The organism is Mycobacterium sp. PTI7, assembly GCF_056679845.1.
The window spans coordinates 4,684,460-4,698,017 of record NZ_CM155252.1 but is presented as its reverse complement, the minus strand read 5'-3'; the positions used below and the strand labels follow the sequence as shown (position 1 = coordinate 4,698,017).

The following is a 13,558-nucleotide window of genomic DNA, read 5'->3' as shown; positions in this document are numbered from 1 at the left end:
GACGACGTGCCGGACGTGCTCTCCACGATCCTGCAGGCCTATGGCGGCAGCGAGCGCTGGAATCAACTCAACTCGGTCAGCGCGCACAAGCGCTTCGGCGGTGCCATCTGGGACATCAAGCAGGTGCCCGGCATCGTCGACGACGGCGAGGTGACGGTGTGGGTCAAGGACCAGCGCACGTCACTGCGGCCCTTCACCGAGGACGACCTCGTCACGGCTTACACGCCGGAGCGGGTGGGCATCGAGACCCGCGACGGCGACGTCGTCCAGGTGCTCGAGCATCCGCGGGCGTCCTTCGACGGTCATGTCCTCGAAACCCCCTGGAGTTCGCTCCAATTGGCGTACTTCACCGGCTATGCGATGTGGACCTACACGGCCGAGCCGTTCAACCTCCTGCTGCCCGGTGTGCGCACCGAGGAGGGTGAGCCGTGGACCGAGGACGGTCAGCGGTGGCGGCGGCTGCACGTCGACTACCCCGACACCATCGCCACGCACAGCCCGCACCAGATCCTGTACGTCGACGACGACGGCTTGATCCGCCGTCGCGACTACCAGGTCGACATCGCCGGTGGATCGCCAGCGGCGCACTACGTCTCGGACTTCGACGAGGTCGACGGCCTCGTCATCCCCCGCACCCGCATGATCTACGTCCGCGACGACCAGAACCACCCCGTCCCCGACCAGCTCGTCGTCTCGATCGAGTTGACCGACGTCACCGTCGACTGACCTGCGGGGGAATCCGAACACGAGAACACCGACATCTCGCTACGCCGAGGACCGATTCGTCGACGTCGAGGTGCTGACCCACGCCGTCAACGACGACGCGACCGACTCCTGTGGTTGACGCTTGCGCCCCGGCGAGGACGGGGGTGTCGCTCCCCGGTGCGTCATCATTCGTTGACGCGTGGGGGAGCGCACATGGTCGGGTGGCGGGCCGGCGGTTCGGGCTCGCTGCGTCGAGATAGCGCTGGTGGCTGCTGCCACTCGCACATCACGACCGTCAGTGCTATCTCGACGGCGAGCGGGCCGGACGCCCGCCGGGCGACCTACCAGCCCGCGTTGCGCGCGAGGTCGATCGCGTACTGGTTGACGAAGGTGCCCGCCGACGCCTCGCCCTGACCGCACGAGCCGTCCGACTCGCCGGGACGCTTGACCCACAGGAAGGCGTCGATGTTGCCGTTGCCGGTGTTCGCAGTCGGGGTGACGCCGAGGGCGCGGCCGCTCGGGTTGCACCAGTAGTACTCGCCCTCGGCCGGGCCGGCGCCGTTGCGCGAGGTGTCGATGACGTAGGGCTTGCCGCCGGTCATGCCGGAGATCGCGTCGCCGTAGCCGATCTCCTCCTCGGTGGTGAAGAAGTTGGCGGTGTTGAGGCTGAAGCCGCGCGCCTTCGCGACGCCGACCTGGTTCAACCGGTTCGCCATCTCACCTGCGGCGGTCCAGCGGGAGTGGCCCGCGTCGACGTAGACGGCGGTGGCGGGGTTGCGGGTGAGCGTGTCGACGGCGTAGCTCATCAGGTCGAAGCGCTCCTGGCGCTGGTCGCCGGACAGGCAGTCGGCCATGGCGAGCGCATCGGGCTCGAGGATGACCGCGGCCGGGCCGCCGCCGATGGCGCCCGCGACCCCGTCGATCCAGCCCTTGTAGGCGCCCGCCGAGCCGAACCCGCCCGCGGCGAAGCTGCCGCAGTCACGGTGGGGCAGCGCGTAGAGCGCCAGGACGGGCATGGTGCCCGCGGCCTGGGCCGTCGCGATGTACTTGGCGTCGACGGCGGGGGTGGACCGGTTGTCCATCCAGTACGCCGTCGGCGTGTTGGCGATCGCGTCGAGCTGCGGGCTGCCTGCGCCGGCAGCGGCGCGACGGGCCTTCGAGTCGGGGTTGACGTAGAACGGCAGCCCGCCCAACGGGTTGCCGTCGGCTGCCAGGCGGACCGCCGGGGTGGGCGCGGACGGCGCCGGTTCGGCGACCACGCCGACGGCGGCCACGGCCGCGACGGCCAGGAAGGGGGAGATCCACCGTGCAACAGCTGAGAACGTCACGCCAAAAACATAGGGTGGCGGCGAACCGAGCGCCAAACCGGAGGGGGTCCCGTGGCGGAAGAGTCGCGACGACCGCGGTCGCGCGGGCTGGGCAAGCGCGCCTCGCTGGTGACCTGGTCCATCCGCCTGGTCCTGTGGACGCTGGGCTTCACGCGGATCATCCGGACCAGGATCGTCGGCGCCGACGTGGTGCCGCAGGAGGGCGCGGTCCTGCTCGCCGCCAACCACACCTCGATGATCGACGTGCTGTTCCTCCTCGCGGCGCTGCGGCGGCAGGCCATCGCGATGGCGATGGCGGAACTGTGGAAGTCGCCGCTGACCCGCTGGCTCGTCGAGGTCCTCGGCCAGATCCCCGTCGTCCGCGGCGACCCGGAGTCCGGCCGGCAGGCGATGGAGGCCGCCACGCACGCCCTGGAGGACGGCGCGCTGGTCGGCATCTTCCCCGAGCAGCGCTGCGTGCGGCCCGGTGAGGTGGCCCCGTACCGGCCCGGCGTCGCGGTGCTGTCCAAGCGGACCGGCGTGCCGATCATCCCGGTCCGACTCGTCGGCGCCAACCTGGTGCTGCCCTTGGACCGGCGGTTCCCGTCGTTCGGACACACCGTGCACGTCCTGTTCGGTGAGCCCATCGACCCCGCCGACTTCCACTCGGTGGACGGGCTGCTCGTCGAGGTGGAGCGACGGATCACCACGCTCGAGGTGCCCGGCGCCTGATCGTCAGCGGCGCTCCGGACCGAACAGTCGGCGACGGACCGACCGGTTCGGATCCGCGCGTTGCTCGGCGAGCAGGAACTCGATGCCCGACTCGATCGCCGCCTTCGTCCGGTCCCGGACGTCCGTGACGGCGCGATCGTCGGTGGTCCCGATGGCGCCGACGTCGATGGGCTCGCCGAACCAGTAGTACTGCCGTTCGGGGCGCGGGATGGGCGTCGGGCCGATGCCCCGCACGATCGGGAACAGGTCGGGGCTGCCCGACACCTTCTCGAAGTACCGCACCGCAGGCGCCATCCAGGGGTGGTCGGTGTCGACGACGACGTCAAGCGAGTCTTCAGCGCCCACCGACGCGAACGGGACGATCGGGTAGCCGTACTTGACCGCCAGCCGGGCGAAGCCCATCCGGTTCTCCCAGATGAGCTGATACTTCTCGCCCTTGCGCTTCGCGACCTCGCGACCGCCACCGGGGAACACCAGGATCGTCTCGCCGCGGCGCATCAACTCCTCGGCCATCGCCGGGGTGCCGGGCACGACGCCGATCGCGGACAACAGGTCCCGCCACCGCGGCAGCTTGAAGTGCGCGTGATTGCCCATGATCCGCGGTTGGACGCCGCGGTCCCACAGTTCGGCGAGCAGCAGCGGGGAGTCGAGCAGTCCCAGCAGCGTGTGGTTGCCCACCAGCAGCGCCCCTCGCTCGGGCAGGTTCTCCGCGCCGTAGACCTTCGGATTGATCAGGCGCCGCACCGGCCGCAGCACTCGCGAGACGCGGGCCAGCGTCCGCGCCGTCGGCGGCTCGGGAACCCCGGCGATCTCGACGTCGGTCACCTGAGTCGCTATTGCCTGGGACGGGAGCGGTAAACCCCGGCCGGGTTCAGGTACCGCCCGGAGCGGGTAGTGCACTCGCCGACTGCGACGAGGAGGACCTGCCATGCCCGACGATGGACTCGAGACCGCGGACGGGCGTCTGCCCGGATACGTCGCCGTACCGGCAGGGGTCGGCCCGTGGCCGGCGGTGGTCGTCCTGCACGAGGTCTTCGGGCTGAACGACGACATCCGCCGCATCACCGATCGCTTCGCCGCGAACGGCTACCTGGCGTTCGCGCCCGCGCTATTCGCCCGCGGCTTCAAGCCGGCGTGCATCGTCAGCGTCTTCCGCTCCCTCGCGACGGGGACGGGCTCGGCGGTCGACGACATCGTCGCCGCCGCCGAGGCGCTGCGCGCCGACGACAGGACGACCGGGAAGGTGGGCTCGGCCGGCTTCTGCATGGGCGGCGGATTCTGCTTCCTGCTCGCCGACCGCGGCGTGTTCGACGCCACGGCGCCCAACTACGGTCCGTTCCCGCCCGCCACCGGGGTGCCGACGCGATCGTGTCCACTGGTGGCCAGCTACGGCGCCGACGACCGGCTGCTGCCGGGTGCGGCGGACAAGCTGGAGGAAAGTTTGGCGCCCAGCGGAGTCGACCGGGACATCAAGGAGTATGCGGGCGTCGGCCACAGCTTTATGAACGAGTGGGGCACTCCGCCGCCGGTTCGGGTGGTCGAACGCATTGCCGGACTGCATCATTCGACCGCACAGGCCGACGACGCGTGGGACCGGATCCTGGCGTTCTTCGGGCGTCACCTGGTCTGACGAGTTCGCCGCTTGACCCTCCCCCTGTGGGAGGACCGACCGTGGGGGCATGACCACAGTCGACGTCATGACGTCGCGGACGCGACGTCTCGGATACCGTATTTTGCATGCCGGTGCCCGACGAGCAGGGAAAGCACAGGAGGTCGCTCCTGCGGGAGCAGGCCTACGTCTCGCTGCGCGACGCGATCATCAGCGGCACGCTGGCGCCGGGGGAGAAGCTGCGCGACCCCGAACTCGAGAACTGGCTGGGCATCAGCCGCACGCCGATCCGGGAGGCGGTGGCGCGGCTGGAGGCGGCCGGGCTGGTGCACACGCTGCCTGGGCGCTCGACAGTGGTGTCGACGATCGAGCGCAAGGCGGTGTTCGATGCGCAGGCGGTGGCCGCGACGATGCACGCACTCGCCGTCCGCATCGCGGTTCCGCTGATGGGGAAGACCGAGATCGCCGCCATGGTGGAGGCGAACAAGGACTTCGCCGCGGCGTTCACCGCCGAGGACGCGGCCGCGGCGATGCGCGCCGACGACGAGTTCCACGGGGTCGCGGTGGTCGCGAGCCGCAACGAGGTGATCCCGGGCGTGCTCGAACAGGTGACCCCGGTGCTGCGGCGACTCGAGTTCCGGCGCTTCTCCTCGCTCACCGGCCGGCAGTCGATCGCGCAGCACAAGCGGATCATCAGCATGTGCCGCCGCGGCGACGCGGACGGCGCAGCCGAAGCGACGCAGCACAACTGGGAGACGCTCTCGCTCCTGATGGGCGTCGAGGAACTGTAGGAGCCGGCTACCTCAGAACACGCCGCTGTAGGCGTTGAGGGCGGGTTGGCCGCCCAGGTGTGCGAACAGGACCGTGGACCCGGCGTCGATCTGGCCGGAGCCGACGAGGTCGACGAGCGCCGCCATCGACTTGCCCTCGTAGACCGGGTCGAGGATGACGCCCTCGAGTCCGGCGGTGAGCCTGATGGCGTCGATCGTGGAGGCGACCGGTATCCCGTACGACTCGCCGGCCCATCCCTCGAGCACGGTGATCTCGTCGTCGCGGAGGTCGCGGCCGAGCCCGATGAGTTCGGCGGTGTTGCGGGCGATGCGCTCGACCTGGGTTCGCGTCGCCTCGATCTTCGCGGAGGCGTCGATGCCGATGACGCGACGGGGGCGCCGCTGGCCGGCAAAGCCCGCGATCATGCCGGCGTGGGTGGAACCGGTGACGCTGCAGACGACGACCGTGTCGAAGAAGACCCCGAGTTCCTCCTCCTGTCGTTCCACCTCGTAGGCCCAGTTCGCGAATCCGAGGCCGCCGAGTCGGTGGTCGGATGCGCCGGCGGGGATGGCGTACGGCGTCCCGCCGGCCCGCTCGACGTCGGAGATCGCCTCGTGCCAGCTGTCCTTGAACTCGATGCCGAAGCCGGCCGCGTTCAGTCGGACGTCGGCGCCCATGATCCGCGAGAGGAGGATGTTGCCCACCTTGTCGGCGATCGGATCGGGCCAGTCCACCCACTTCTCCTGCACCAGGACCGCGCGCATGCCGAGCGTGGCCGCGACGGCGGCGACCTGACGGGTGTGGTTCGACTGCACACCGCCGATGGAGACCAGTGTGTCCGCGCCGCTGGCGAGGGCGTCGGGCACCAGGTACTCGAGCTTGCGGGTCTTGTTGCCGCCGAACGCAAGTCCTGAGTTGACGTCCTCGCGTTTGGCCCAGATCTGGGCGCCGCCCAGGTGGCGACTCAGTCGGGGGAGCGGGTGGACGGGGCTCGGTCCGAAGGTGAGGGGATACCGCTCGAAGTCGTGGATGGACATGCGCGTGGTGCTCCTGACGGTGGCGGACAACGTAAATATGCAATATATCGGCTGATGTCGACGAGTGCGACCGCAGGTGCCGAGGAATTGATATGCAATATATCGCGTTCTGGTTCGACGACGCGGCCATCGGGGCCGCCGACACATCGGAGGTACTCGTGTTCCACGTCAGGCCAGGACTCATCACCGGCGCGGCGCTCGCACTGTCACTCGCGGGCTGCAGCACGTCCGGCACCACACCCGCCGAATCCCAGCCGTCGACCGGGCCGAGCGCCGTCTCGGCCGAGGAGCCCGCCGCCGCGGTCAAGCCGACAGTGGTGCTGGTGCACGGCGCCTTCGCCGACTCCTCCAGCTGGAACGGCGTGGTGGCCAACCTGGAGGCCGACGGCTACCCGGTGATCGCGGCCGCCAACCCGCTGCGCGGTCTGCGCGCCGACGCCGACTACCTCCGCAGCGTGATCGACGGCGTCGCCGGCCCGGTGGTGCTGGCGGGCCACTCCTACGGCGGCTCGGTGATGAGCGAGGCGGCCGACGGGGATCGGGACGTCACGGCGCTGGTGTACGTCGCCAGCTTCCTGCTCGACCAGGGCGAGACCACCTCGCAGCTGGCCGCCAAGTTCCCCGGCGCCAAGCTCGGGCCGGCGCTCGATCCGGTGCCCTTCCCGCTGCCGAACGGCGGCAGCGGCACCGATCTCTACGTCAAGCAGGACGAATTCCGGAACGTCTTCGCCGCGGACGTCCCCGAGGACGTCGCCGACCTGATGGCCGCCACGCAGCGACCCATCACCGAGGCCGCCCTCAACGAGCCCGCGACGCGGGCGGCGTGGAAGACGATCCCGTCGTGGAACCTCGTCACCACAGAGGATCTCGCGATCCCCGCCGAGTCCATGCGCTTCATGGGCGAACGCGCCGGATCCCACACCGTGGAGGTCGCCGCGTCGCATGCGGTCACGGTGTCGCAACCCGACGCCGTCGCGGACCTGATCGACGAGGCCGCCCGCACCACGGCGCCGTGACCACCACTACATCCAAGGAGCACGACAGCATGTCCACGAACGACTCTCAGCACTACGACTACGTGGTGATCGGCGCCGGCTCGGCCGGATGCGTCATCGCCACCCGCCTCTCCGAGGATCCGGACGTGCGCGTCCTGCTCCTCGAATCCGGGCCGGCCGACACGATGGCGGAGATCGCCGCGCCCCCAGCGTGGCCGTCGCTGTGGGGCAGCCAGGTCGACTACTCGTATGCGACCGTCCCGCAGAACGGCACCGACGGCCTCGCCCACGACTGGCCGCGCGGCCACACCCTGGGCGGCTCCAGCAGCATCAACGCGATGGTGTACCTGCGCGGGCACCCGGCCGACTTCGACCGGTGGGCCGAGTCGGGTTGCGGGGGTTGGGGTTACGCGGACGTCCTGCCCTACTTCCGTCGCATGGAGACGGCCCATGGAGCGGACTCCCGCTACCGCGGTGTCGACGGGCCGATGCGTCCGGCTCCGGTGTCGAAGGCGGAGGCGAACCCGCTGTCGCAGGTGTTCCTCGACGGCGCCGGTGCGGCGGGCTTCCCGCTGACCGACGACTTCAGCGGCGCCTTCCCCGAGGGGGCCGGCTGGCACGACCTGTCGGTCACCGGCGGACTCCGGCAGAGCGCCGCCGCCGCGTACCTGCACCCGGTGCGCGGTGGCAGGCCGAACCTGACGGTGTCGACGGGGTCGCGGGCACGGACGCTGCGCTTCGACGGGAACCGCTGCGTAGGAGTCGACTTCCTCCGCGACGGTGCGGTCGTCACCGCCCACGCCGACGCCGAGGTGATCGTCAGCGCCGGCGCGGTCGACTCGCCGCGGCTGCTGCTCCTGTCCGGCATCGGGTCGGCGGCCGAACTCGACGCTGCCGGGGTCGCCGTCCGGCACGATCTGCCCGGCGTGGGCCGCAACCTGCACGACCATCCGCTGTGCGGCGTCGTGTACGAGGCGGCCCGACCGATTCCCGCCGGCCGGACCAACCACGCCGAGGCATCACTGTCCTGGCGCAGCGACCCCTCGCTGGCCGGTCCCGACATGCAGCTGATGTTCATCCACGTGCCGTTCCACCCGGGGCACCTGACCGCCCCGGCGAACAGCTTCACGGTGGGCGTCGCGCTGGTGCCCGAGGCGCGCGGGTCCATCCGCCTCACCGGGCCCGATCCGACGGCGCCGCCGGCGATCGATCCCAACTACCTGGGGACGGAGTCGGACGTGCGGCGCATGCTGCTGGGCGTGGACCTCGCGCGCGAGATCGTGGCCACCGAGCCGTTCGCGCCGTGGCGTGGGCGGGAGGTGCTGCCGGGTCCCGACGTCACCGACGAGCGCGCACTGCGCGAGTTCGTGGCCCGCGGCACCAGCACTTACTACCACCCGGCGGGCACGTGCGCGATGGGCGTCGGCGAGGAGGCGGTGGTGGACCCGGCGTTGCGGGTGCGCGGTCTGGAGGGACTGCGGGTGGCCGATGCCTCGGTGATGCCCACCGTCGTGTCGGTCAACACCAACGCCGCCACGATCATGATCGGCGAGAAGGCCGCCGACCTCATCCGTCGGCCGGCCTAGGAGAGGACGGGCCGCACCTACCCTGGAGTCATGTTGCTCTTCTTCGGTTACGGCACCAAGCAGAAGCACCTTGGCGCGGGGGAGGTGCGGACCTGCCCGCGCTGTCACAACTCGACGCAGTGGTCGCGGATGCGGGAGTTCAAGCAGTTCTCGCTGTTCTTCGTCCCGATCGCGCGGTGGAAGCGCCGCGAGTTCGAGATGTGCGGCATCTGCGGGGCTGCCCTGGCGGTCTGAGCGTCACCACCGTCGGTAGTGCGACGATGGACACCATGACCGCAACGCTCGTCGCGAAGGACGTGGCCGGTGGGTTCGCCCACCGCACCCTGTTCGAGGGCGTCGACGTGACGGTCGCGCCGGGCGACGTGGTCGGGGTGGTGGGCGCGAACGGCGCGGGCAAGAGCACCCTGCTGCGTATCCTGGCCGGTGACCTGCCGCCGCTCGACGGCGTGGTCAGCCTGGCGCCGGCGGACGCCTTCGTCGGCTGGCTGCCGCAGGAGCACGAGCGGGTGCCCGGCGAATCGGTGGCGGGCTACATCGCGCGCCGGACGGGTTGCGCCGCCGCCACCGCTGCCATGGACGCCGCGGCGGCCTTCCTCGCCGACCCGGACAGCGCGCCCCCCGGCGTCGACCCGGCGGCGGCCTACTCGACGGCGCTGGACCACTGGCTCGCGACCGGCGCGGCCGACCTCGACGAGCGACTGCCGGTCGTGCTGGCCGACCTGGGGCTCGACACCGGGGTGGTGCGGCCGGACACGACGCCGATGACCGCGCTGTCGGGCGGGCAGGCGGCGCGGGTGGGGCTGGCGGCGCTGGTGCTGTCGCGATTCGACGTGGTCCTGCTCGACGAGCCGACCAACGATCTCGACCTCGACGGGCTGGCCCGGCTCGAGCAGTTCGTCCGCGAGCTGCGCGGCGGCGTGGTGCTGGTGAGCCACGATCGGGAGTTCCTGGCGCGCTGCGTGACCCGCGTCCTCGAACTCGATCTGGCGCAGAACACCACCACGGTGTTCGGCGGCGGCTACGAGAGCTACCTGGAGGAGCGTGACGTCGCACGCCGGCACCGGCGAGAGCAGTACGACGAGTTCGCCGACAAGAAGGCCGATCTCGTCGCCCGGGCGCGCACGCAGCGCGAGTGGTCGAGCCAGGGCGTCCGCAACGCGATGCGCAAGGCACCCGACAACGACAAGAACCGGCGCCGGGCCGCGACCGAGTCGAGCGAGAAGCAGGCGCAGAAGGTCCGGCAGATGGAGAGCCGCATCGCCCGCATGGAGGAGGTCGTCGAGCCGCGCAAGGAGTGGACGCTCGAGTTCACCATCGGCGCTGCGCCACGGTCGAGTTCGGTGGTGGCGACGCTCGAGAACGCCGTCGTGCGCCAGGGCGACTTCGTCCTCGGGCCGGTCTCGCTGCAGATCGACGCCGGCGAGCGGATCGCCGTCACCGGCCCCAACGGCGCGGGCAAGTCGACGCTGCTGCGGCTGCTCCTCGGCCGGCAGAGCCCGGACGAGGGCCGCGCCAGCCTGGGCGCCAACGTCGCGATCGGCGAGATCGACCAGGCGCGTGCGGACTTCACCGGCAGCGCCACCCTCGTCGACCGCTTCGAGGAACGCGTGCCGACGTGGACGACGGCCGACGTGCGCACCCTGCTCGCCAAGTTCGGATTGCGGGCCGACCACGTGGAGCGCACGGTCGACGACCTCTCGCCGGGCGAGCGGACGCGTGCCGGTCTCGCCCTGCTGCAGGCCCGCGGCACCAACGTGCTGGTCCTCGACGAGCCGACCAACCACCTCGACCTCGCCGCGATCGAGCAACTCGAGCAGGCGCTCGAGTCCTACGACGGCGCCCTGCTGCTGGTGACCCACGATCGCCGGATGCTGCAGAACGTCCGGGTGGACCGCACGTGGGCGGTCGACGGCGGGAAGGTCAGCGAGTCATGACGGACACCGAGCCCGACATCCCGGAACGCGACACCCCGGAACCCGACGCCGCCGGGCCGCCGTCCGGCCCGAACCGACTCCCGCGGTGGCGCAGTCCGCTGCGCGGTCTCTGGCTGACGTCGGTGTTCGGCTCCGTGCTGCTGGTGGCGCTGCCCATCGTGACGATCACCGGCCTGCTGTCCTACATCGCCTACGGACCGCAGTTCGGCCAGGCCATGCCCGGCGACGTCGGCTTCCTCAAGCTGCCGACGTTCGACTGGCCCACCGACCCGTCGTGGCTGTACCGGCTGAACCAGGGCCTGCACGTCGGCCTGGGTCTCATCCTCATCCCGCTGGTCCTGGCCAAGCTCTGGTCGGTCATCCCGCGGCTCTTCGCATGGCCGCCCACGCGGTCGATCGCCCAGCTGATCGAGCGGGTGTCGCTGTTCATGTTGGTCGGCGGCATCCTGTTCGAGATCGTCACCGGCGTGCTGAACATCCAGTACGACTACATCTTCGGGTTCAGCTTCTACACCGCCCACTACTTCGGCGCGTGGGTGTTCATCGCGGGCTTCGTGGTGCACGTCGCGATCAAGCTGCCGCGGATGTGGGCCGGTCTGCGGTCGCGGTCCATGCGGGAGGTGATGCGCACCAGCCGCGCCGACACCCGTCCCGAACCGTACGAACCCGACGGTCTGGTGAGCGTGGACCCCGCGCCGCCGACGATGAGCAGGCGCGGTGCGCTGGCACTGGTCGGCGGCGGCACCCTCCTGATCGCGGTGCTCACCGCCGGGCAGACCCTCGGCGGGTGGACGCGCCAGACCGCGCTGCTGCTGCCGCGCGGCCGGACCCGTGGCGACGGACCCAACGACTTCCAGGTGAACCGGACCGCGGCGGCCGCGCGCATCGACCCGAGGAGCACCGGCGACGGGTGGCGGCTGACCCTCAACGGCGGTCCCACCCCGGTGGTCCTGGACCGGGCCGCGCTGAGCGCCATGCCGCAGCGCACCGCGGTCCTGCCGATCGCGTGCGTCGAGGGATGGTCCACCACCGAGACCTGGACCGGGGTGCCGCTGCGCGACCTCGCCCGGCTGGCCGGTGCGCCCGAGCCGCGGTCGGCCCGGGTGTCGTCGCTGGAGCGCGGCGGCGCGTTCAGCCGCGCCACGTTGCAGGCCAACCAGGTCGGCCACCCCGACGCGCTGCTGGCGCTGCGGGTCAACGGCGCCGACCTGTCGCCCGACCACGGGTATCCCGCCCGCGTGATCGTCCCGGCGCTGCCCGGCGTGCACAACACCAAGTGGGTCGCCGCCATCGACTTCGAGGCGGGCGGCCGATGAGCGCCGCACCGTCGCGCTTCCGGGCGATCTACGGGTCGCACCCGCTGCACCTGCTCGTCCTGATCGCGGGCTTCGCGCTGTTCGGTGCGGTGATCGCCACGATCGGCCTGACGGCGCTGTGGAACCCGAAGGTCTGGTGGCAGTCGATCGCGGTGTGGTTCGCGGCCGCGATCATCCTGCACGACCTCGTGCTGTTCCCGGTGTACGCGCTGGCCGACCGGCTGTTGGTCGCGGTGACACGCGTGCGGCCCGCCCGCGGGGCCGGTCCTCGGGTGCCGCTCGTCAACTACGTCCGGGTGCCCGCGCTGGGCGCCGGGTTGACGCTGCTGGTGTTCCTTCCCGGCATCATCGAGCAGGGCGGGCCGGCGTATCTCACCGCGACGGGCCAGACGCAGGAGCCGTTCCTCGGTCGGTGGTTGTGGCTGGTGGCCGCGATGTTCGCCGTCAGCGCCGTCGTCTACGCCGTCCAACTGGTGCGCGCCCGCCGGCACTGACGCCGAGCGCACGCTTGTTGGCGCCCGCTCTCGGGCGATGCGTTCATCAAGCGTGCGGTCGGCGGTCCGGCACGGTGAGGCCGACCAGCTCCTCGGACAGCCGCCACAGCCGGGCCGCGTCGTCGGGGTCGGCGGCGGGCCGGTAGACCTCCTGCTCCGCAGGCGGACCGGCGAGGTGCTGAAAACCGCTCGGTCCGTACAGCCGTCCGCCCACCGCGTCGGGATGGGTGGCGGCGTACAGGGCGGGGAGCAGACCGCGGTCGACGGTCTGGGTGAGGCCGAGCCGCGACATCAGCCGGATGGCCCGCACCGACAGCGTGTCGCGGGTGCGGCCCAGGTGGGGTTGTGCGGCAAGCAGATTGGTCGCGGTGATGCCGGGGTGCGAGACGTTGCTGGTGATGCCCCACCCTGCCGCGGTGCTGCGCCGCTGCAACTCGAGGCCGAACATCAGGTTGGCGATCTTCGACTGGCTGTAGGCGTGGTCGACCGAATACGACCTCTCGAAGTTCGGATCGTCCCAGTTGATCGCGTGCGACCCCGCCGCGATGCTGGACTGCGTCGTGACGCGGGCCCGCCCCGCTCGCAACAGGTCCAGTACCCCGACGGTGAGGGCGAAGTGGCCGAGATGGTTGGTGCCCCACTGCAGTTCGAAGCCGTCCGCAGTGGTCTGGCGGTGCGGCGGCTTCATCACGCCGGCGTTGTTGATCAGGAGGTGAATCGGCCGGCCCTCGTCGACCAGCTGCCCGGCGAGATCGGCCACCGACTGCAGTGACGACAGATCCAGCCTGCGGAGACCGATCCGCGCGTCGGGAGTCGCCGACCGGATCCGGTCGATCGCGGCCCGGCCCTTGGCCTCGTTGCGCACCGGCAGCACCACCTCGGCTCCCGCGGCGGCGAGCCTCCCCGCGAGGCCGAACCCGACACCGTCACTGCCACCGGTGACCACGGCCACCGTGCCACTCAGATCGGGCACCTCTACGTCGAACGTCCTGGGCATCGTCTTCTCCTGTCGGGCGGTTGGCGTCCTCTGCCACCGACGCTCCCAGGTTCGGCCGACGGCATTCAGGGGGCG

At 71.0% G+C, this 13,558-nt stretch carries 14 protein-coding genes; 10 read left to right on the top strand and 4 right to left on the bottom strand.

What is annotated here, in order from left to right; all coding sequences use genetic code 11:
* Positions 1-6 precede the first annotated feature (6 nt).
* Positions 7-726, top strand: coding sequence for a hypothetical protein (locus AC1MEY_RS22725; protein WP_480227636.1), 720 nt, complete (start codon positions 7-9; stop codon positions 724-726).
* 320 nt (positions 727-1,046) lie between these two features.
* Here AC1MEY_RS22725 and AC1MEY_RS22720 read toward each other — a convergent pair whose 3' ends face one another.
* Positions 1,047-2,033, bottom strand: coding sequence for a glycoside hydrolase family 6 protein (locus AC1MEY_RS22720; protein ID WP_480227635.1), 987 nt, complete (start codon positions 2,031-2,033; stop codon positions 1,047-1,049).
* A 51-nt stretch (positions 2,034-2,084) separates the two neighbouring features.
* On the opposite strand from AC1MEY_RS22720, the gene AC1MEY_RS22715 reads away from it, so the two are divergent.
* Positions 2,085-2,744: a lysophospholipid acyltransferase family protein gene (locus AC1MEY_RS22715; RefSeq protein ID WP_480227634.1), complete on the top strand. Its 660-nt coding sequence runs from the start codon at positions 2,085-2,087 to the stop codon at positions 2,742-2,744.
* A gap of 3 nt (positions 2,745-2,747) precedes the next feature.
* Here AC1MEY_RS22715 and AC1MEY_RS22710 read toward each other — a convergent pair whose 3' ends face one another.
* Positions 2,748-3,569, bottom strand: coding sequence for a lysophospholipid acyltransferase family protein (locus AC1MEY_RS22710; protein WP_480227633.1), 822 nt, complete (start codon positions 3,567-3,569; stop codon positions 2,748-2,750).
* Between the two features lie 103 nt (positions 3,570-3,672).
* Here AC1MEY_RS22710 and AC1MEY_RS22705 point away from each other — a divergent pair, with 103 nt between their 5' ends.
* Positions 3,673-4,374, top strand: a complete 702-nt coding sequence (locus AC1MEY_RS22705; protein ID WP_480227632.1) for a dienelactone hydrolase family protein — start codon at positions 3,673-3,675, stop codon at positions 4,372-4,374.
* Between the two features lie 107 nt (positions 4,375-4,481).
* Positions 4,482-5,144, top strand: a complete 663-nt coding sequence (locus tag AC1MEY_RS22700) for a GntR family transcriptional regulator (RefSeq protein WP_480227631.1) — start codon at positions 4,482-4,484, stop codon at positions 5,142-5,144.
* 12 nt (positions 5,145-5,156) lie between these two features.
* Here the strand turns inward: AC1MEY_RS22700 and AC1MEY_RS22695 are convergent, their stop codons facing one another.
* Positions 5,157-6,161, bottom strand: coding sequence for a 1-aminocyclopropane-1-carboxylate deaminase (locus AC1MEY_RS22695; protein WP_480227630.1), 1,005 nt, complete (start codon positions 6,159-6,161; stop codon positions 5,157-5,159).
* 92 nt (positions 6,162-6,253) lie between these two features.
* Between AC1MEY_RS22695 and AC1MEY_RS22690 the strand changes: the two genes are divergently transcribed.
* From AC1MEY_RS22690 to AC1MEY_RS22665, 6 genes are read left to right on the top strand one after another with little or no spacing between them, the layout of a single operon-like run.
* Positions 6,254-7,177 carry an alpha/beta fold hydrolase gene (locus AC1MEY_RS22690; protein ID WP_480227629.1) on the top strand — a complete coding sequence of 308 codons (924 nt, stop codon included), beginning with the start codon at positions 6,254-6,256 and terminating at the stop codon, positions 7,175-7,177.
* Between the two features lie 29 nt (positions 7,178-7,206).
* Positions 7,207-8,742, top strand: coding sequence for a GMC family oxidoreductase (locus AC1MEY_RS22685; protein ID WP_480227628.1), 1,536 nt, complete (start codon positions 7,207-7,209; stop codon positions 8,740-8,742).
* A 30-nt stretch (positions 8,743-8,772) separates the two neighbouring features.
* The gene (locus AC1MEY_RS22680) at positions 8,773-8,976 is read left to right on the top strand and encodes a zinc-ribbon domain-containing protein (RefSeq protein ID WP_480227627.1); all 204 of its coding nucleotides are present in this window, start codon (positions 8,773-8,775) and stop codon (positions 8,974-8,976) included.
* Positions 8,977-9,011: 35 nt separating this feature from the next.
* Positions 9,012-10,676 (top strand): ABC-F family ATP-binding cassette domain-containing protein, encoded by a 1,665-nt coding sequence (locus AC1MEY_RS22675; RefSeq protein WP_480227626.1) that lies wholly within the window; start codon positions 9,012-9,014, stop codon positions 10,674-10,676.
* Positions 10,673-11,992 carry a molybdopterin-dependent oxidoreductase gene (locus AC1MEY_RS22670; protein ID WP_480227625.1) on the top strand — a complete coding sequence of 440 codons (1,320 nt, stop codon included), beginning with the start codon at positions 10,673-10,675 and terminating at the stop codon, positions 11,990-11,992. Before AC1MEY_RS22675 ends, AC1MEY_RS22670 begins: the two co-directional genes overlap by 4 nt.
* Positions 11,989-12,486 carry a hypothetical protein gene (locus AC1MEY_RS22665; protein WP_480227624.1) on the top strand — a complete coding sequence of 166 codons (498 nt, stop codon included), beginning with the start codon at positions 11,989-11,991 and terminating at the stop codon, positions 12,484-12,486. Before AC1MEY_RS22670 ends, AC1MEY_RS22665 begins: the two co-directional genes overlap by 4 nt.
* A 46-nt stretch (positions 12,487-12,532) precedes the next feature.
* Here AC1MEY_RS22665 and AC1MEY_RS22660 read toward each other — a convergent pair whose 3' ends face one another.
* Positions 12,533-13,483: an SDR family oxidoreductase gene (locus tag AC1MEY_RS22660; RefSeq protein WP_480227623.1), complete on the bottom strand. Its 951-nt coding sequence runs from the start codon at positions 13,481-13,483 to the stop codon at positions 12,533-12,535.
* Between the last annotated feature and the right edge of the window lie 75 nt (positions 13,484-13,558).